15 protein-coding genes are annotated in these 20748 nt (G+C 63.9%); all 15 read right to left on the bottom strand.

The genetic code is table 11. The features are described from left to right. Positions 1-35: 35 nt before the first annotated feature. The gene (locus tag ASC63_RS07530; protein ID WP_055811450.1) at positions 36-533 is read right to left on the bottom strand and encodes a DUF6121 family protein; all 498 of its coding nucleotides are present in this window, start codon (positions 531-533) and stop codon (positions 36-38) included. 44 nt (positions 534-577) lie between these two features. After that, positions 578-1555: a hypothetical protein gene (locus tag ASC63_RS07525; protein WP_055811448.1), complete on the bottom strand. Its 978-nt coding sequence runs from the start codon at positions 1553-1555 to the stop codon at positions 578-580. Between the two features lie 120 nt (positions 1556-1675). After that, positions 1676-2455: a hypothetical protein gene (locus ASC63_RS16490; protein WP_055811446.1), complete on the bottom strand. Its 780-nt coding sequence runs from the start codon at positions 2453-2455 to the stop codon at positions 1676-1678. Between the two features lie 5 nt (positions 2456-2460). Then, the gene (locus ASC63_RS07515; RefSeq protein ID WP_055811443.1) at positions 2461-3120 is read right to left on the bottom strand and encodes a hypothetical protein; all 660 of its coding nucleotides are present in this window, start codon (positions 3118-3120) and stop codon (positions 2461-2463) included. After that, complete coding sequence (gene pilM, locus ASC63_RS07510) at positions 3117-4166, bottom strand: type IV pilus assembly protein PilM (RefSeq protein WP_055811440.1); 1050 nt, start codon at positions 4164-4166, stop codon at positions 3117-3119. The genes ASC63_RS07515 and pilM overlap by 4 nt, the downstream gene beginning before the upstream one ends. Positions 4167-4203: 37 nt before the next feature. After that, positions 4204-5034: a prepilin peptidase gene (locus tag ASC63_RS07505; protein ID WP_235492005.1), complete on the bottom strand. Its 831-nt coding sequence runs from the start codon at positions 5032-5034 to the stop codon at positions 4204-4206. A 5-nt stretch (positions 5035-5039) separates the two neighbouring features. Continuing rightward, entirely contained in the window at positions 5040-6677 is a 1638-nt protein-coding gene (locus ASC63_RS07500; RefSeq protein ID WP_055811434.1) for a hypothetical protein, read from the bottom strand. Beyond that, a complete protein-coding gene (locus ASC63_RS07495) occupies positions 6668-7255 on the bottom strand; it encodes a PilW family protein (RefSeq protein ID WP_055811432.1) in 588 nt (195 codons plus the stop codon). Before ASC63_RS07495 ends, ASC63_RS07500 begins: the two co-directional genes overlap by 10 nt. After that, positions 7252-7689 carry a prepilin-type N-terminal cleavage/methylation domain-containing protein gene (locus ASC63_RS07490; protein ID WP_055811429.1) on the bottom strand — a complete coding sequence of 146 codons (438 nt, stop codon included), beginning with the start codon at positions 7687-7689 and terminating at the stop codon, positions 7252-7254. Before ASC63_RS07490 ends, ASC63_RS07495 begins: the two co-directional genes overlap by 4 nt. Before the next feature lie 101 nt (positions 7690-7790). Then, the gene (locus ASC63_RS16790) at positions 7791-8180 is read right to left on the bottom strand and encodes a type IV pilin protein (RefSeq protein WP_327063339.1); all 390 of its coding nucleotides are present in this window, start codon (positions 8178-8180) and stop codon (positions 7791-7793) included. Between the two features lie 168 nt (positions 8181-8348). After that, on the bottom strand, positions 8349-9581 hold the full coding sequence (locus tag ASC63_RS07480; RefSeq protein WP_157487623.1) for a type II secretion system F family protein: 1233 nt from the start codon (positions 9579-9581) through the stop codon (positions 8349-8351). Continuing rightward, entirely contained in the window at positions 9581-11077 is a 1497-nt protein-coding gene (locus ASC63_RS07475; protein WP_235491996.1) for a type IV pilus twitching motility protein PilT, read from the bottom strand. The genes ASC63_RS07480 and ASC63_RS07475 overlap by 1 nt, the downstream gene beginning before the upstream one ends. A gap of 66 nt (positions 11078-11143) precedes the next feature. Further along, entirely contained in the window at positions 11144-12814 is a 1671-nt protein-coding gene (locus ASC63_RS07470) for a GspE/PulE family protein (protein WP_055811423.1), read from the bottom strand. 314 nt (positions 12815-13128) lie between these two features. Beyond that, a complete protein-coding gene (locus tag ASC63_RS07465) occupies positions 13129-17010 on the bottom strand; it encodes a DNA-directed RNA polymerase subunit beta' (protein WP_055811420.1) in 3882 nt (1293 codons plus the stop codon). A gap of 47 nt (positions 17011-17057) precedes the next feature. Next, positions 17058-20564: a DNA-directed RNA polymerase subunit beta gene (rpoB, locus tag ASC63_RS07460; RefSeq protein WP_055811417.1), complete on the bottom strand. Its 3507-nt coding sequence runs from the start codon at positions 20562-20564 to the stop codon at positions 17058-17060. Positions 20565-20748 lie beyond the last annotated feature (184 nt).

Raw genomic sequence — 20748 nt, 5'->3', positions numbered from 1 at the left:
ATACCCCGCGCAATATTCTTCGCCGGATGCGCCGGCTAGCGCCGAGGCCGCCTCGGCCGCTCCCACGGCCACTTCGGCGGGCCCTTCTCACCCACCCTGGATGCCAGCACGAGCATGTACGCGAGCGTCACCAGAAAGGCGAGCAGCCCGACCGCGGCCGGAAAAGGCGAGAGGAACGACCGGCCGACGAACAGGATGAAGCCGAAGGGGTCACCACGCCCGGCCGCGTAGATGGCGCCACCCAGCAGGGTGTACCCGAGGTAGGCCGCAATGCCGATTCCGAGCGCACCCGGCACCGAGACGCGCTGCTTCTCGACCGGGATGCGCAGGCCTATGGACAGCAGAGCGAAGAGCACGATGAGCGTGGCGATGCCGCTCATAACAGGCCCGACCACGAAGCCGGCATCCGCTTCGGGGATCACCTCGAGGTTGGTGTACAGGCTGATCTGGCCGAACACCGCGATGAGCAGCGCGAGGTAAAGCACCGTCGCAAAGACGGCGACAACCGCGGCATAACGACGAAAGTCGCTCATGATGTGGCCTTCATGCGCCGGCCGTCATATGTTGTGCGTCAGAGTCACGGTCGGCCGGCGACGGGCTGCCGATACTGCGGCCCCTCGGCGACCTCGCGGTCGTAGGCCTCGCGCGCCTCAATGTTGCGCGCACGCACCTTGCGGCCACGGGCTGCGATCCAGGCGCCGAACCACACGGTCACTTCGCGGGCCACAATTGCTGCAGCGAGGGTAAGCGGATGCGCCCACAACTGCCCCACAAACCGACCCACCTCCGACGGCGCCAGGTCCCACGCGTTCGTGAGCAGGGTTGCGCCGATGTAGCCGAAGTACACGATGACGCCCACGAAGAATCCGCCGATCACGTACCACCACCAGCCGCCGCGGTTGGCGATGGCGATGAGGAGGATGAACGCGAGGAAGAAGACTATCGCCGTGGCCCAGAATGCCGGTGTGACCACGTATCTCGTGAGGTCGTTGAACACATCGCCCTGGCGGTTGAGCGCAAAGATGCCGGTGACGACCAGCGCGTACACCACGGCGAAGACGACGGTGGCGAGCACGGCGATGAGTATTCCGGCGCCACGATTGCCCTTGTTCTTCGGCGGCGTCGGGGTGGAGACGTAGACGGTGCTCGCGGCGGGTGCGGCGACGGTTGCGGGCTTGGTTGTGGTCGGCCCGGTTGCGGCCGAGTCTGTTGTGGTCGGCTCGGCGGTCCAGGCGTTCTGTGCGGCCGGCGCGGCAGCGGCAGCAGGCGCCGCTGCGTACGTCTCGGTCGCGGCGGTGTCGTCGGAACGCCGCGTGGCGGCCTCGTCGCTCGCCTGGGTCTCCCCCGTTGCCGGCGCACTCACGTGCCCGCTGGCCGATCGCGGTTCTGCCGGAACGTTGACCTCACCGGTGAACGTGTCTTCGCTCGCTGCGCTTTCAGACGCGTCGGCCTCCTTCGCCCACTCGGGTTCGGCAGGAACGGAGCCCGCAGCAGTGTCGGGACTGCTCTCGTTCGCAGGGTCGTTTAGCGGTGACTCAGGCGTGGTGTTGCTCATGGTGTCACTCCTCGTTCGGCCCGCGCGGGCATGCTTACTGCTGACACTGTAGCAATCGGGAGCCCGAACGACCGGATGCCTCCCCGCAGTCGCGCGGGGAGGCATCCGTCACGCGGCGTGTCAGCCGGCGGGCGCGGGCGTCGACGTCGCGCTGTCGGAATAGAGGAAAACGTAGACGAAGCCGCTCAGAGTGGCTGTGACGGACGAGGAAGCATCCTGCGCATTGGTCGCATCGGTTCCGGCCGGCGGTTTCGTCGCGGCAGAAGCCGTGCTCGCCGTGCTCGTGAATTTATTGACCAGAAAAAGGCGCGAGCCGCTTTGTGCAGCCTTCGTGAAAGCGAGCACGTTCGAGTAGCTTCCTTTGAGCCCGACGGCTACCGGAATCGCAATGAAGTTCGCTCCAGTGACCTTCGGGTTTGTTTTCAGCTGAGGAGGGAGCGGGGCTGGCGGAGCCGCTGCAGCCGGCGCAGCGGTGGGCGCCGCCGTCGGTGCGGGTGTCGGCGTGGCCGTCGAGGCACTGGCCGCCGGAGCAGCAGCCGCAGCGGGGGCGGGCGGTGCGTATGGCTGAGCGTCGCTGATGGTGATGCTCGATACCGTGGCCTGTGATGTGCTCGAAGCCGAGATGAGCTGCTTGACGAACGTGTTCAATTCTGCGGAGCCCGGCACCGACTGCTGCAGCGTTGCCAGCTTGGCTTTAAGGTCGTCGATACCGGCATAGTCGCTCTTCAGTTTTGCCAGCGCGGTTGTCGCCTGCTCGTTTTGCTGTTGCACCGTCTGCCGTTGCGCATTCGCCGCGTCAACCGCCGCGAGTTGGGGTGCCACACCGACCAGCCAGCCGAGTCCGAGAACGGCAACGATAGCCACGGCCAGGCCGATCATCCAGAGTCTGTTGCTGCTCATAGTCCCTACTTCGCAATCTCAGCGAAGCGCTTCGAAAACGCTTCTTCGTTGATGTGCATGGTCACGTTCACGGTGTACCCATTCGGAATCTGAGTCGTCGCACCAGGAACCGCGTCCGCGAATCCGGGCAAGGTGTGCAGCGCTTCCAGCCACGCGACGACATCGGGGAGGGTTGGGCTGGCGACCGTCAGGGTGAGAGTCGCGATTCGTGTGGGCTGCAAGGGGGCCGCGGCCTGCCCATACGGCAGAAGCGGCGACTCAGAGTCGATGGTGACGACCGTCAGCGTCGATCCCGACGGAAGCGTCGCCTGAACCTTGTCGAGATACGGCTTCCAATCGATCTCGGTGGATGCTCCGACCTGCTGCGCCGCCTGGGCTGCCGCAACATCCGCCTGCACGCTGCGCACCTTGACGTATTTGCTCTGCATGGCCAGTAGATCCTGCGTGTGTGCTTGTTCCGCGGCCAGCTGCCGTTGCGCGTCGCCGGCAGAGTAGGCGGCAGCGGCTATTCCGGCAACGGTGATCACCAGAACGCCGACGAGCACGTAGAGAAGCAGCCGTCGGGTTCCCCGCGCCTTGATCTGGCCGTGAACCTCGACCGGCAGCAGGTCTGCCCGCGGCTCTGCACCGAGGATCAACGCATCGGTGGGGGTCTTCTTGCTCATACGTTGCTCCCCAATGCCAGGCCGAGGGCAACGGTCATGGCCGACGCGCTGGAACGCAGTTCGTCTGCCTTGAGGCTGCGCGACAGCGCCACCGATTGAAAAGGATCACCCATCACGACCGGAATACGCACCATCTCGCCCAATGCATGAGCAAAACCCTGGGTGGCGGCACCGCCGCCGGTCAGCACGACCTGACGCACCGGATCCTGCGGCCTGGTATTCGCAAAGTAGTTCACGGTGTTGCGCAGGCTCACCAACAGCTCGTTCGTCACCTCGTAGATGACCTCGACGGCTCGCTGTTCTTCGACCGAGCTGACCTGAGTGGCGCGTCCGAGCGAGATCTTGGTCGTGGCGGCATCCTGGGGGGTGAGTTCGAGCCTCGTCACGAGTGCCTGCGTGAGATCGTCGCTTCCGCTCGGAATGATGCGCACGAACTGCGGTACTCCGTTGGTGGCGACCACCACGGTGGTGGTGCTTGCACCGACATCGATCAGCGCGGTAGTGGTCTCGACCTTGGGCCGGGTAAGAAGCACTCGGCAGAGGGCAAAGGGAATGAGATCGACTTCCACCGGCGACAGACCCGCAAGCTGAACGGCCTTCACGTTGCCGAGCACGGCATCTTTGACCGCGGCAATCAGCAGGCCGTGAACGACGGGGCCATTCTCTCCTTCAGATTCGGAGACGGGGTAAAAATCGAGCAGCGCGTCCGCGACGGGCACCGGCAGGAGGTCCTGAACCTGAAACGGCAACGATTCCCGGATGCGCCGCAGCGACATCTTGGGAACCGTCAGATCCCGAGAGAGCACCCTCTGGTTGCCCATGCCGAGCACCACGTTCTTGCTCTTGAAGCCGCCCTTGGACCATACCTGCTTGAGCACCGAAGCCACCGTGTTGGCCTCGAGCACCTCGCCCCTGCTCACGGCGCCCTCGGGAAGGGCCGCCTCGTAGACACGCAGCACCGTCGGTCGCGCCTTGTCTGCATCGCTCACTTCGACAGCGCGCAGTGAACTGCTGCCGATATCGACGCCGACGACAGTGTTAGCCACTATTCATACCCCCTCACGATTCGCGCCGTGCGAACCGCTAAGCCAATCCAACGAGCGACAGATAGCCGTTCATGATGATGTTTCCGAAGAAGATGCCTACCCACGCGCCGCCAAGCATCCACGGGCCGAATGGAATTCCGCTGCCGCGCTTCGCTCGGCGCAGCGCGAGCAGCGCGATGGCGTAGAGGCCACCGAGCAGAAAGGCGGCGAATGCGCCGACAACGAGCTGCGGCCATCCGAGAAACTCGAGAAACAGGCCGAGCACACCCGCAAGCTTCACATCGCCGAGGCCCATTCCACCGGGACGCACGATGGCGAGTATCGCGTAGAGCACGAAGAGCGCCGCGCATCCGATGCCGGCAGAAATCAGGGCGCCGAAATTGCCGACTACTATCCCTGCCGCGGCCAGAAGGGCGGCCCCGACGATGTAGCTGGGCAACACAAGCCGGTTGGGCAGGGTGTGCGTATCGATGTCGATGAGCGCGAGGGCAACGCTCACTGCCGCCAGATACAGGAATGCCACCAACACGAGGATGCGCGCCGCGAATGTCCCTCCGCTTGCCGATTCTCCCGAAGCGCCTACCAGATCGGCACCGAGCCACCACCACGCGACCGCGGCGAAGAACAGCGCCGTGCCGAGTTCGACCAGCGGGTACCGACGAGAAATGGGTGCCGAACAGCTGCGGCATCGCCCGCGCAGAAGCAACCACGACAGCATCGGAATGTTGTCATAACCGCGAATGAGCGCACCACAGCGCGGGCACGCGCTTGGCGGCGAGACTATCGATTGCTTCAACGGAACGCGGTAGACGACCACGTTGAGAAACGAACCGATCAACGATCCAAAAACTCCAATAACGATGGCCACGACGATCACCCTCCGACGCCGACATCACGGATGGAGGTCTGAGTTCCGATCATGCTGGCACCAGGCGCACCCGCATTCGTCGGATTTCCCAGGTCGAGATCGAAGCCGGGGAGCCCTACCGGTGCGTAGCTGAGCGTTGCCGCGCCGTTGATCGTCACTGACCCGGCGAAGATCTGGCCGCGCCAGTTGATGCCCGAGGTGATGTCAACGTGGCACGGGTTGTAGATCATGACACTGAGCTTTGGATCGAGCGTGAATCCACCCGCGACGGTGAATCCGCCGCCTGCGGGGCACGTGGGCTGGCTATCTGCTGTCGCATCGGGTGAGATCAGCCACAGGCGATGCGCGCTTGTCGCCGAGAAACCACCGCTGCCGCCGAAACTGAAGGTCTTACCGATGATCGCCAGGTCATTGTTCACGGGCAACTTCTCGCTCCCCGTCGAAAGCGTGATGGTATTCGTGCAGCCCTGCGCATTGATCACACCGGCGCTGGTCCCCAATGTGGCTGCGGCAGCCTGGAACTGGGCCCAACTGCAGGTACCTGCGGGGAGCGTGACGACCGTGAAACCGACCCAGTCGCTGGGCTTGAAAACGAAGTCGACCCAGTTCGGCACCACCGGGGTCGCCGGCGCCGCCGGTCCGGCACCGGGTCCGGTCGGCACGATCGTCTTGCCGCCCTTTACGGTTCCAGTTCCTGTTAGCGACCGCGCCGTGAGTGAGCCGTCTATCGAGGAGCCGCCGACGGTAAAAGCGGCTGCGCCGTTGGTCCAGGACGCGCCCTTGATGTTTCCACCCGCGAAATTGAGGCTCCCACCGGTTGCGCGCCCGTCAATGGTCGACCCCCAATTTACCTTGATCGCGTTCGATGCCCAGGCGTTGCCCTTGACCTCGACTCCGGCGAGGCTGATGGAGGAGGCGGTCGCGTCACCGCCAACCGTCATTCCACCGCCGGAGATCGTCAATGCTTGCGAAGACCAAACGCTGCCGCCGACGCTGCAGGAACCGCCGATCGTGAGCGAGCCGTCGGCTGCAACCATGTCACCGGCCACCGCGCTCCCACCATCGCAAGTCACGTTTCCGTGCTTGATCCGCACGCTGGGCAGGCTGCCGCTGACCGGCAGCAACGTCCCAGACCCGGAAAACCCCGTCGCCGAGAATGCATAGACAGCGGGACCGGTAGCGGTGATCGACGTGTCCGTCACTATTGCGGGGTAGATCGCCTCCACTGCACTCGCATTGCCGCGTGTGTTCCCAGCGACGCCCACAGATGTTGCCAGACCTGTCGACACGATCTTGATGCGCTGCGCGGGTGCGCCGTTGGGGCATCCGGTCGCCCAGGAATCACCGAGGCTCTGGAGAGAGTAGTAGAGCGTTGCAGTAAACGAGGGCGCCACACTCGAGGTATAACTCGGTTGACAACTTCCCGTCGCCAGGCTGACCTGCGCGAAATCAATCCCAGCCTCTGCCGCCGCCTGCGACTGCACACCCGCTCGGGTGGCGCTGGTGAACCCCATGGCCGATACTGTCGCGCTTGAGACCAGAAGCCCGATGATTGCGGCGACGCCGATCAAGCCCAGAACGGCAATGAGCGCACTGCCCTCTTCTCGATCTTCATAGGCGAACTTCAGACGACTCAGAAACATGGCGCCCCCTCCGGGTTGGCTGTGCGCATGAACGCGGTGTTGTCGATGCGGACGGGGCTGCCCCCGGTCGTTGCTACGCCGAAGCTGAGGGCCACAGAGTAGCTCGTCACTTGGAAGACCTGGCTTGCGCCATTTGCGGGCGACACGCCATCGCTGAGCAGCGTCCATGCCCCCTTGGGCCCTCCGGAGGGAACGGTAATCGGCGCAGTAGCGCCGGTAATCGTTGTGTAGACAGCCTGATCGGCGGCGCTGTAATACCAAGCCTGGCAACGCCAGCCGGCCGTCGACGTTTTCGTTGCGGTGCGAACTACGACAAGTTGGCTTCCGTCGGCTCCCTCGTCGACTTCGTGGATCCCTGACGCGTTCCGCACACCGGTCTGGATAGATGATGAGATCAGTTGTGCAGCCGTCGTTGCCGCCGTGGTGGTGCGGACGTCGTTGCCTGTACGCAGCGAGTTCACCAGAAAACCGCCAACGACACCAAGCACGATGACCGCGAGCCCCATATACACCATGAGTTCGATGAGGGACATGCCGGACTCGCGTTCTTTGACGCAGTGCCGGATACGAGTGATCATGATCGGGCGCTCACGGAAACAAGTGTCGTCGCACCGGCGAGCTGGGTTGCGTCGCCGGTTCTCGTTGCGTAGACGGATAACCGAACCGATGTCGGATAGCCAGCGGCCGCTGAGGGGCAGACGACGGGCTGCCGGTGCACCTGGATGGAGACACCACGCCCGTCGATCACCGGGGGAATCGTCTCGGCGACATAAGCCTCGAGATTCGCGCACACACTGCCTTTGGTGCGTGCATCCTCAATATCCTGACTCACAAGCTGTGTCGCCGCGGCGATCGTGACGTTCGTTGCCGTGACCTTCATCGACTGGATGAGCACGGGAAGGAAGGCCACGGCGAGCAGCGCGAGAAGAAACATCGAGACAATGATCTCGATGAGGCCGAAGCCTTGCTCAAGTTTGTCGGGATGTGCGATTGCGTCGCTGGCGTTCTTCACGGTCGGGTCCGTTTCATGCCGGGGGAAAAGGGTGAGGTGGGGTGCCACGTCAGCAGCACCCCACCCTGAATGGTTCCGCAAATATTGCGTAGCCAAGCGGCTTAAGAGCAAGTGCCTTCTACAGCGGCAGCCGAATCAGTGATCTTGAAAGTCTTTGAAGAGCCACTCGTTGCCTGGATGCAGAATGTGGTGCTGCCGTCCGTTGTGTAGACCGTTGCGGTCGAGCCGGTGGTATCGGAGATACCAGCGGCAGCCTTGTCCGCAGGCAGCGTGCCGTTGGCCGTAGTCTGCGCAGCGATAACACCCGTCTTCCAGTTCGTCAGATCGGACTTCGTCGCGCTGTCTTTGGCGTTGTTCTGGATGCCGAGGTAGACGGGGATCGCGATCGCGGCGAGGATGCCGATGATGATCACGACGACGAGAAGCTCGATCAGGGTGAAGCCCTTCTCGTTCTCGTTGAGGGCGGAACGTTTGCGCGAGAGCGCATTCATGACGCGTGAGAGCATAAGAATCTTTCCAATCATTCGGGTACTACAGGCGGTTCGGGAGCCTGACGAGCTGGTCCGGCAGAACTGATGCTATTCGCAGGATTTTCTCAGGTGCAGCCCGCGATTGGGGGGTTTATCAGGGATTTCTGACCCCAGAGGGAGGGGCAAAAGCTACTTGATCAGCGTGGCGATGTTGAAGATCGGCAAATACAGAGCCACGATCATGCCCCCGATAATCACGCCAAGGAAGACGATGAGCAGAGGCTCGATGAGCGAGGTCAGCGCCTCAGTGGTCGCCTCCACCTCCGCGTCGTAGAACTCGGCGATCTTCTCGAGCATGGTCTCCATCGACCCAGAGTCCTCGCCCACGGCGATCATCTGGGTGACCATGTCGGGAAACGCCGGCTCATCGCCCAGCGGCCCGGCAATCGATTTGCCCTGACGCACCGACTCAGAGACGCGCTGCAACGCGCGCTCGATCACCCAGTTGCCAGAGGTCTCCCCCACGATATGCAGCGCCTGCAAAATGGGCACGCCGGCGCTGATCATATTGGCGAAGTTGCGGCTGAAGCGCGCCACGGCGATCTTCTTCAGCAGCGCACCGAAGACCGGCAATTTGAGCTTGATCGGGTCCAGGCGCCGCCGCACGGCCTCGGTGTGCTTGTTCTTGCGCCACCAGATCCAGAAGACGATCACCGCCACGACAATCACGGGTCCCAGCCACACCATTGCATGGGAGAGCTGCACAAGCAGCTCGGTGGGCAGCGGCAACTGGCCGCCCAGGCTTTTGAACATGTTGTCGAAGACTGGAACGATGAAGATCAGCATCGCTATCACGGCAATGCCGGAGATGATGAGTACTACCACGGGATAGGTCATGGCCGACTTGATAGTGCCGCGCAGCTTCGCTTCCTTCTCGAAGTTCTCGGCGATCGATGTCAGCGCGTTGTCGAGAAAGCCACCGGTCTCTCCCGCCCGCACCATATTGATCATGAGCGGGGGGAATGTCTCATCGTGCCGGCGCATCGCATCCGACAACGAGGTGCCCGACTCCACGTCCTTGCTGATGGTGGCCAGCTGTTTGGCGAGCGTCTTGTTCTCGGTCTGCTCCGCCAGGATGTTGAGCGTGCGCAGCAGCGAGAGCCCTGCCCCGATCATCGTCGCCATCTGGCGACTCATCACGGCGAGGTCCTTCAGACCGACGCCCTTGGTGAAGCCGGGGATAGAGATCTCCCGGTTCAGCCCCGTGCCGCCAGCGGATTCTTCGATCGAGACGGGCGAGAGCCCCATGGTGCGCAGTCGGGTGGCGACGGCGCCCTCGGTTGTGGCATCCACGTGGCCCTTCACCAGCTTCCCGGCGGAGTTTCTGCCGGTGTAAGCGAATGTCTGTGTGCTGGTGGACATCAGCGCGCCCCTCCCGAGAATGAATCGCCGAAGTCAATGCCGCCCACCGAGAGAGCTCGAGCGGATGCCTCCGTGGGCGACTCCACGCGGTCGATGAGCCTGTCGAAGCCGGCCGGGTCGTGCACCTTCTCGAGTGCCGCGGCGTGCGTCACCTTGCCGGTGTTCACCAGCTCGGCCAGGTGTTGGTCCATGGTGTGCATGCCCAGATCGCGGCCGGCTTGCATGGCCGAGGCGATCTGGTACGTCTTGCCCTCGCGAATGAGGTTGCCGATGGCCGGGGTCGTGATCATGATCTCGGTGGCCACGGCCCGGCCCTCACCCGTGGCCCGGGCCACGAGAGTCTGACAGACCACGCCCTGCAGCGTCGCGGCGAGCTGTGCGCGCACCTGGCCCTGCTGGTGGGGCGGGAACACGTCGATCATGCGGTCGATCGTCTGCGGGGCATCCTGCGTGTGCAGGGTGGCGAAGACCAGGTGGCCCGTCTCGGCGGCGGTGAGCGCTACCGAGATGGTCTCGAGGTCGCGCAGCTCGCCGATGAGAATCACATCCGGGTCCTGACGCAGCACATGCTTGAGGGCCGAGGCGAAGCTGTGGGTATCGTGGCCGACCTCGCGCTGGTTCACGATGGACTTCTTGTGCGCGTGCAGAAACTCGATGGGGTCTTCGACGGTCACGATGTGGTCGGTGCGCGTGGAGTTCACCAAGTCCACGAGCGCGGCCAGCGTGGTGGACTTTCCGGAGCCGGTGGGGCCTGTCACGAGCACGAGACCACGCGGCAGGGTCGCGAAGCGGCCGATTGACTCGGGCACGCCGAGGTCTTTGAGTTGCTTGATCTCGGTGGGGATGAGCCGAAAAGCCGCGCCGATCGAGTCGCGCTGCTGGTAGTAGTTGACGCGAAAGCGGGCGTTCGCCGACACCGTGTAGGCAAAATCGAGCTCGAGCTCGCGCCCGAACTGGGTGCGCTGCTGCTCGCTGATGATGCTCTGCAGGGCGGATGCGACTCGCTCGCGATCCCACACCTGCCCACCGGGCACGGGCCGCAGGCCTCCGTCGACGCGGATCATCGGTGCCGCATTCGCGGTGATGTGCAGGTCGGATGCGCGACTGTAGACGACCTCCTGCAGCGCGGCGATGAGTTCGGGGTCGGCACTCTGGCGGGAGACGCGGCGCGCATCTGCGGGTGAGTCGGCGGCGGGGGGTGCAGGCTGCGCTGCTGCCACGGGCTGCGGCTGCGGCTGTTGCGGCTGCGGCTGCGGCTGCGCAGGCTGTGCCTGCACGGGAGGCGCGGCTGCCGCGGGCTGGCCGGTCGGCGCAGGAACGGGCTGCGGAAGCGCTACGCCGGGCACCGCCGCCCGGTCTGCGGAACGCGGGCGCAGCAGCGGCTGGACCGCATCCGGCTTCGCACCGCCCTGCTCAGAGCCCAAGCCGGTGAGACTCCAGCTGCCGGTGCCGGGGTCCGGCGGAATCACCGGAATCTCGTAGATAGAGTCATCCATGCTCATTGCCCTTCTCCCGCGTGCGGGTCGGCGCAAGCGCGCCTTCGCACCGAATGCCGGGGCGCACTAGGCGACCACCCGCAAGATCTCGTCAATCGACGTCATGCCCAGCTGCACCTTGGCCCAGCCGTCTTCGCGCAGCGTGAGCATGCCCTGGGCTCTGGCCAGGCGGCCGATCTCTGCGCTGGACGCGCGCCCGACGGCGAGTCGCTCGATGTCCTCGGTCACCACCATCACCTCGTGAATGGCGAGCCGCCCGCGATAGCCGGTGTTCGAGCAGCTGGCGCATCCGACGGGCTGGTAGATGACGGGCATCTCCCGGGTGGGGTCGAGTGTGAAGTTCAGCTGCAGCAACCGCTGCGGGTCGATCGGGGCGGGTGCCTTGCAGCGCTCGCACAGGCGCCGGGCCAGCCGCTGGGCCACGACCGAATCGAGGGCGGATCCCACCAGGAACGGTTCGATGTCCATCTCGGTGAGCCGGGTGACCGCGCTCGGTGCGTCGTTGGTGTGCAGGGTCGACAGCACCAGGTGGCCGGTGAGCGAGGCCTCGATGGCAATCTGCGCGGTCTCGTGGTCGCGAATTTCACCGAGCAGAACGACATCCGGGTCGCTGCGCAGAATGGAGCGCAGCGCGCTGGCAAAGGTGAGCCCCGCCTTCGGGTTCACCTGCACCTGGTTGATGCCCGCCATGCGGTACTCCACCGGGTCTTCGACGGTGATCACGTTGATCTCGGGCTTCGCCACCGCGCCGAGGGTCGTGTACAGCGTCGTCGACTTGCCCGAACCGGTGGGGCCGGTGACCAGGATCATGCCGTACGGCTTGGAATACGAGGTGCGGAAGACCTCGAAGTTGCGGTCGAGCATGGCCAGGTCGCGCACATCGAGACTCGTGTTGGTGTTGTCGAGAATACGCATGACGATCTTCTCGCCCCACACCGTGGGAAGCGTGGCCACGCGCAGGTCGATCTGACGGCCGCCGTGGCTGACAGACATGCGACCGTCCTGCGGCTTGCGCCGCTCGGCGATGTCGATGTCGCTCATGATCTTCAGGCGGGAGATGACGCCGTTCTGGATGCTCTTGGGCGCCGGCTGCATCTCATGCAGCACGCCGTCGATGCGGTAGCGAACCCGCACCTCGTGCTCGCCCGGTTCGATGTGAATATCGGATGCCGCATCCTGGATCGCCTGGCTCACCAGCAGGTTCACGAAACGCACGATGGGCGCGTCGTCGTCACCGGCATCGCCGATGCTCAGCGTCGCGGCATCCGCCGGCGCGCTCTCCTCCTCGAGCGTGGTGGTGAGGTCGCTGAGCTCGCCGTCGGCACGCAGATAGCGATCGATGGCGGCCAGCAGGTCGCTGCGTTCGGCCACAACGGAGTCGACCTGCATGCGCGTCGCCGCGCGCACATCGTCTATCGCGAAGACATTGCCCGGGTCGACCATCGCCAGCACCACACGGTTGTTGGTCACGGCGATGGGAAGAACGTTGTGCCTGCGGCAGATGCCGGGGGCAACGAGAGAGACGGCGGTGCGATCGACGGGGTAGTCCAGCAGTTCGACGAAGGGCAGATTGGCCTGCGCGGCCCGCGCGGTGGCGAGCTGCACCTCGTTGATGACGCCCTTGTTGACGAGGTCGCGAATGGCGGCCTCTTCTTCGGCCTGACTGTGTTCGAGGGCATCGAGCTGCTCGATCGGCAGCAGCCCGTGCAGAATCAGAATTTCGGTCATGGATGCCACGGGTACCTCCTCGACAGAGCTGGGACTGCGGCGTTTCGGGTGCGCACAGAGAGAGCGGGTGGGCATATGGATAAGCCCTGTCACGCTATCGCCGAGCGGATGCTGAGCACATCACCCAAATATGGGGCCACCCGTTCGGTGGTCGCGCCGTTCCGCTGGTTGAGGAGGGCTCGACGAAGGAGGGCCCGTCTCGAAACCAGGGCCGGGCGGGCCGGTTTCGAGACGCTCGTTCCTCGCTCCTCAACCAGCGGGTAGCAGGACACGACGAAGGGGCCCCGGCGTTAGCCGGGGCCCCTCGTGTACTGCGCTCGAACCTAGTTGTAGGTGCCGGGCGTGTAGTCGTCCGAACTGAAGCTGTCGAAGTCGACGAAGCTCAGGTCGTTCTCGGCGAAGGTGGCGTCATCCGTGAAGATGCGGTTCGGGTAACGCTCCGCCTTTGCTTCCTCGGTGGCCTCGACGGTCACGTTGCGGTAGCGCGGCAGACCGGTTCCGGCCGGGATCAGCTTTCCGATGATCACGTTTTCCTTCAGGCCGATCAGCGGGTCGCTCTTGCCTTCCATGGCGGCCTGCGTGAGAACACGCGTGGTCTCCTGGAACGACGCGGCCGACAGCCACGACTCGGTCGCCAGTGACGCCTTGGTGATACCCATGACCTCCTGACGGGCCGAGGCGGTCTTCTTGCCCTCGGTCAGCGCGGCGCGGTTCAGCTCGTTGTACTTCGAGCGGTCGACCAGCTCACCGGGCAGCAGATCCGTGTCGCCGTGGTCGACAACCGTGACCTTGCGCAGCATCTGGCGCACGATGACCTCGATGTGCTTGTCGTGAATCGGCACACCCTGCGAGCGGTAGACGCCCTGCACGCCACCGACGAGGTGCTGCTGCACGGCACGAACACCCTTGACGCGCAACACCTCCTTCGGGTCGACGGCACCGACGATGATCTGCTGGCCGAGCTCAACGTGCTGGCCGTCCTCAACGAGAAGGGTCGAACGCTTGAGCACCGGGTATGCGATCGGCTCGTCGCCGTTGTCGGGCGTGAGGATCACCTTGCGGCTGCGATCCGTGTCTTCGATCACGACGCGACCGGCGGACTCGACGATGGGCGACGCACCCTTGGGGGTGCGCGCCTCGAAGAGCTCGGTCACGCGGGGCAGACCCTGCGTGATGTCATCAGCGGATGCCGAACCACCGGTGTGGAAGGTACGCATCGTCAGCTGCGTGCCGGGCTCACCGATCGACTGGGCCGCGATGATGCCGACGGCCTCGCCGATGTCGACGAGCTTGCCGGTCGCGAGCGAACGGCCGTAGCAGACCGCGCACACACCGACGGCAGACTCACACGTGAGCACCGAACGCACCTTGATGTTCTCCACGCCGGCCTCGACCAGCTTGTCGATGAGCACGTCACCGATGTCGCTGCCCGCGGGGGCGATGACGGTGCCCTTCGAGTCCACGGCATCCGCAGCGAGCGAACGCGCGAACACGGAGTTCTCGACGTTGACGTCGCGAACCAGCGTGCCGGTCGAATCCGGTGCGGCGATGACGGTGTCAAGACCACGCGAGGTGCCACAGTCGTCTTCACGAATGATGACGTCCTGCGAGACATCCACGAGACGACGCGTCAGGTAACCCGAGTCTGCGGTACGCAGAGCCGTGTCAGCCAGACCCTTGCGGGCACCGTGTGTCGCGATGAAGTACTCGGCCACACTCAGCCCCTCGCGGTACGAGGAGATGATCGGGCGCGGGATGATGTCACCCTTCGGGTTGTTCACGAGGCCTCGCATACCGGCGATGTTGCGCACCTGCAGCCAGTTACCACGGGCACCGGAGGTGACCATGCGGTAAATCGTGTTGTCCTTCGGGAAGTTGTCCTGCATCGCCTGGGCGACCTCGTTGGTGGCATCCGTCCAGATCTTGACCAGTTCCTGACGGCGCTCGTTCTCGGTCGTGAGACCCTTGTCGAACTCGCCCTGAACCTTGGCCGCCTTCTTCTCGTAGCCCGCGATGATCTGCGGCTTCGAGGGCGGGGTCAGGATGTCGGAAAGCGCGACGGTGGAACCGGAACGCGAGGCCCAGTAGAAGCCCGCATCCTTGATGTTGTCCAGCGCGGTGGCAACCTCGACCTTGGGGTAACGCTCGGCAAGGTTGTTCACGATGCCGGAGATCACACCCTTGTCGGCAACCTCTTCAACGAAGGGGTAGTCGGCAGGCAGCGCCTCGTTGAAGATCGCGCGACCCAGCGTGGTCTCGACGAGAACAGGCTTGCCCTCTTCGATGTTCTGCGGGCCGGTACCCTCGGCGAAGACAACGTCGAAGAGGCGAATGCGCACCTTGGCGTTGAGGTCGAGCGAGTGCTGGTCGTGCGCGAGAATCGCCTCGGCGATCGTCGAGAACGCGCGGCCCTCACCGACGGCACCCTCCTTGAGCGTGGTCAGGTGGTGCAGACCGATGATCATGTCCTGTGAGGGCAGGGTCACCGGGCGGCCGTCTGACGGCTTCAGGATGTTGTTGGATGCGAGCATCAGGATGCGCGCCTCGGCCTGCGCCTCGACGGACAGCGGCAGGTGCACTGCCATCTGGTCACCGTCGAAGTCGGCGTTGAACGCGGCACACACGAGCGGGTGCAACTGAATGGCCTTACCCTCGACGAGCTGAGGCTCGAAGGCCTGGATGCCCAGGCGGTGCAGGGTTGGTGCGCGGTTCAGCAGCACGGGGCGCTCACGGATGATCTCCTCGAGCACGTCCCAGACCTGCGGGCGTGCGCGCTCGACCATGCGCTTGGCGGCCTTGATGTTCTGAGCGTGGCTCAGGTCGATCAGGCGCTTGATCACGAACGGCTTGAACAGCTCGAGAGCCATGTCCTTCGGCAGACCACACTGGTGCAGCTTGAGCTGCGGTCCGACGATGATGACCGAACGGCCCGAGTAGTCCACGCGCTTGCCAAGCAGGTTCTGGCGGAAACGACCCTGCTTGCCCTTGAGCATGTCGCTCAGGGACTTGAGGGCGCGGTTGCCGGTACCCGTGACGGGGCGACCACGACGGCCGTTGTCGAACAGCGCGTCAACGGCCTCCTGCAGCATGCGCTTCTCGTTGTTCACGATGATCTCGGGGGCACCGAGGTCAAGCAGGCGACGCAGGCGGTTGTTGCGGTTGATCACACGACGGTAGAGGTCGTTGAGGTCGGATGTCGCGAAGCGGCCACCATCCAGTTGCACCATCGGGCGCAGCTCGGGCGGGATCACCGGAACGACATCGAGCACCATCGCGGCCGGCGAGTTGCCGGTCTGGATGAAGGAGTTGACCACGCGCAGACGCTTGATGGCGCGGATCTTCTTCTGGCCCTTGCCGTTGGCGATCTGGTCGTGCAGAACCTCGGCCTCGGCGGCCAGGTCGAACGACTCGAGACGCTTCTTGATCGCCTCGGCGCCCATGTAAGCCTCGAAGTACAGGCCGAAGCGGTCGGAGAGCTCGTTGAAGTCGGCGTCCTCAGGCTTGAGGTCGCCCACCTTGAGGTTGCGGAAGGAATCCCAGACACGCTCCAGACGCGCAATGTCCTCGTCAAAGGACTTGCGAATCTGGTTCATCTCCTTCTCGGCGCCGTCCTTGGTACGACGCTTCTGGTCGGCCTTCGCACCCTCGGCCTCCAGAGCCGCGAGGTCGCCCTCGAGCTTGGTGAGGCGGTCGGCGATGCGCGAGTCGCGCTGGTCGCTGAGGGTCTTGATCTCGAGACGCAGCTCGTTCTCCAGGCCCGGCATGTCGGCGTGACGGCCGTCTTCGTCTACCTCGATCACCATGTACGCGGCGAAGTAGATGACCTTCTCCAGGTCCTTCGGCGCCATGTCGAGCAGGTAGCCCAGGCGCGAAGGAACACCCTTGAAGTACCAGATGTGGGTGACAGGGGCGGCGAGTTCGATGTGGCCCATGCGCTCACGGCGCACCGACGACTTCGTGACCTCTACGCCACAGCGCTCACAGACGATGCCCTTGAAGCGCACGCGCTTGTACTTGCCGCAGGAGCACTCCCAGTCGCGGGAAGGACCGAAGATCTGCTCACCGAACAGACCGTCCTTCTCGGGCTTGAGGGTGCGGTAGTTGATTGTTTCAGGCTTCTTGACCTCACCGTGCGACCAACGACGGATGTCGTCGGCGGTAGCCAGGCCAATGCGAAGCTCGTCAAAAGTTGTAACGTCGAGCAATTTTTACTCTCTCCTTGTGAAGATTCGTCAGTAGGGTCTGGCTGCGCTTAGATCTCGTCGACAGACGACGACTCGAAGCGCGAGGAAAGGTTGATGCCGAGCTCCTCGGCGGCACGGAACGCTTCATCGTCCGTGTCGCGCAGGCTCACCGCTGTGCCGTCGGCCGAGAGCACCTCGACGTTCAAGCAGAGCGACTGCATTTCCTTGATCAGAACCTTGAAGGATTCCGGGATGCCCGGCTCCTGGATGTTCTCACCCTTGACGATGGCCTCGTAGACCTTGACCCGGCCGAGGATGTCGTCCGACTTGATGGTCAGCAGCTCCTGCAGGGCGTATGCGGCGCCATATGCCTCGAGCGCCCACACCTCCATCTCACCGAAGCGCTGACCACCAAACTGTGCCTTACCACCCAGCGGCTGCTGCGTGATCATGGAGTACGGTCCGGTCGAACGTGCGTGGATCTTGTCGTCGACGAGGTGGTGCAGCTTGAGGATGTACATGTAGCCGACCGAGATCGGGTACGGGTACGGCTCACCGCTGCGGCCGTCGAACAGCTGCGTCTTGCCGGTGGAGTCGATCAGGCGCTCGCCGTCACGCGTGGGGATCGTGGAGTCGAGCAGACCCGCGATCTCCTCCTCACGGGCACCGTCGAACACCGGGGTCGCAACCTTGGTGTTCGGCTCGGCCGAGTGAGCGGCGGCGGGCAGCTTCTTGGCCCAGGTGGGCTTGCCCTCGACGTTCCAGCCCTGCTTGGCGATCCAGCCCAGGTGAATCTCCAGCACCTGGCCGAAGTTCATGCGACCGGGAACACCCAGCGGGTTGAGGATGATGTCGACCGGCGTACCATCCGCGAGGAACGGCATGTCTTCGACGGGCAGGATGCGCGAAATGACACCCTTGTTGCCGTGACGGCCGGCGAGCTTGTCACCCGCGGTGATCTTGCGCTTCTGGGCGATGTAGACGACAACGCGCTGGTTGACGCCCGAGCCGAGCTCGTCGTCTCCGTCTTGCGCGTCGAACACCTTGACGCCGATGATCGTGCCCTGCTCACCGTGGGGAACCTTGAGGCTCGTGTCGCGAACCTCGCGGCTCTTCTCGTTGAAGATGGCGCGCAGCAGGCGCTCCTCGGCGGAAAGCTCGGTCTCGCCCTTCGGCGTGACCTTTCCGACCAGAATGTCGCCGGGGCGAACCTCTGCACCGATGCGGATGATGCCGCGCTCGTCGAGGTCGGCCAGAAGATCCGGGCTGACGTTCGGCAGATCGCGGGTGATCTCTTCCTTACCGAGCTTGGTGTCGCGGGCGTCGACCTCGTACTCCTCGATGTGAATCGAGGAGAGCGTGTCGTCCTTCACCAGGTTCTGGCTGAGGATGATCGCGTCTTCGTAGTTGTAGCCCTCCCACGGCATGAATGCCACGAGCAGGTTCTTGCCGAGCGCGAGCTCACCGTTCTCGGTGGCCGGACCGTCTGCGACGACCTCGCCTGCCTCGATGCGGTCGCCCTCGTTCACGACAACACGGTGGTTGTACGAGGTGCCCTGGTTGGAGCGGTCGAACTTGCGCAGGTAGTAGGTCTGCGTTCCGCCCTCGTCGAGCTGAACCGTGACAGCATCCGCAGAGACCTCGGAGACGACACCGGCAGCATCCGCCGTCAGCACGTCACCGGCGTCGATGGCCGCGTAGCCCTCCATGCCGGTTCCCACCAGCGGGGACTCGCTGCGCACCAGCGGCACGGCCTGACGCTGCATGTTCGCGCCCATGAGGGCGCGGTTGGCGTCGTCGTGCTCGAGGAACGGAATAAGAGAGGTCGCGACCGACACCATCTGGCGCGGGGAGACATCCATGTAGCCGATCTCGTCGTGCGGCATCAGGTCGACCTCGCCGCCCTTCTTGCGGGCGAGCACGCGCTCCTCGGCGAAGGTGCTGTCCTTCGTGAGCGGGGCGTTGGCCTGGGCCACGATGAAGTCGTCTTCCTCACTTGCGGTGAGGTAGTCGATGGTCGTGGTGACCTTGCCCTTGACGACGCGGCGGTACGGGGTCTCGATGAACCCGAACGAGTTGATGCGCGCGAACGATGCGAGCGAACCGATCAGGCCGATGTTGGGGCCTTCAGGCGTCTCGATGGGGCACATGCGGCCGTAGTGCGACGGGTGAACGTCTCGCACCTCGACGCCTGCGCGCTCACGGCTCAGACCACCCGGGCCCAGTGCCGACAGGCGGCGCTTGTGGGTCAGGCCCGCGAGCGGGTTGTTCTGGTCCATGAACTGGCTCAACTGGCTGGTTCCGAAGAACTCCTTGATCGCGGCGACGACGGGGCGCACGTTGATCAGGGTCTGCGGGGTGATCGCCTCGATGTCCTGCGTGGTCATGCGCTCGCGAACGACGCGCTCCATGCGGGAGAGACCGGTGCGAACCTGGTTCTGAATGAGCTCGCCGACCGCGCGGATGCGACGGTTGCCGAAGTGGTCGATGTCATCGACGTCGAGGCGGATGTCGACACTCTTGCCGTCGCGCACGCCCTTGAACGTGGTCTGGTTGTCGTGCAGCGAGACCAGGTACTTGATCGTCGCGATGATGTCCTTGGTGGTCAGCACCGAGTCGCTCAGGGGAGCGTCGATACCGAGCTTGCGGTTGATCTTGTAGCGACCAACCTTGGCCAGGTCATAACGCTTCGGGTTGAAGTAGAAGTTGTCGAGCAGCGCACGCGCGGCCTCGGCGGCAACCTGCTCGCCCGGGCGCAGCTTGCGGTAGATGTCCTTGAGCGCCTCTTCCTTGGTGAGGATGGCATCCTTCTCGAGGGTGAGGGCTATCGAATCGAAGCCCTTGAACTCCTCGAGGATGTCTTCGCTCGTCAGGCCGAGTGCCTTGAGGAACACGGTGACGGACTGCTTGCGCTTGCGGTCGATGCGCACACCGACCTGGTCGCGCTTGTCGATCTCGAACTCGAGCCAGGCGCCACGGCTGGGGATGACACGTGCGGAGTAGATGTCCTTGTCGGAGGTCTTCTCGGGCGTGCGGTCGAAGTAGACACCGGGGGAGCGAACCAGCTGCGACACGACGACACGCTCGGTGCCGTTGATGACGAAGGTGCCCTTCTCGGTCATGAGCGGGAAGTCACCCATGAAGACGGTCTGCGTCTTGATCTCACCCGTGAGGTGATTCATGAACTCGGCCTCGACGTAGAGAGGAGCGGAGTAGGTCTTGCCCTTCTCCTTGCACTCGTCTATCGAGTACTTCTTCTCTTCGAGGAACGGGTTCGTGAACGACAGCTGCATGGTCTCGCCGAGGTCCTCGATCGGAGAGATCTCCTCGAAGATCTCCTCCAGACCGGTGTTGCTCGGAAGGTCCTGGCGACCCTGCGCCTCGCCCTCGGCAACGCGCGCCTTCCAGGCGTCGTTTCCGACGAGCCAGTCAAAGCTCTCGGTCTGCAAAGCAAGCAGATCGGGAACGGTCAGGGTGTCTGTGATCTTTGCGAACGAAAGACGCGAGTGGTTGCGCCCGTTCTTTGGTTCGGATTTTGATGAATGCGTGGTGGTTGCGTTGCGCGCAGCAGCCAAGGAAATAACCTCCGTGGGCCCCGTCGGGCCTTAAGTTACTTGTGATCAGTATGGGGAACTGTTGTGAACGAACTCCCGCAGATGGTGCCGATATATGACCCGTTTCGATAGTTCGAAACCGGGCCCGGGCACACGAGCCGACCGCAATATGAAGGCGTGATTGTATGAGGGAGCGCAAAGATCA

It is taken from the genome of Leifsonia sp. Root112D2, from assembly GCF_001424905.1.
In the GTDB taxonomy this organism is placed as follows: Bacteria; Actinomycetota; Actinomycetes; order Actinomycetales; family Microbacteriaceae; genus Root112D2.
Note: the sequence above shows the minus strand (reverse complement) of the source record. Positions and strands in the feature narration are given on the sequence as shown.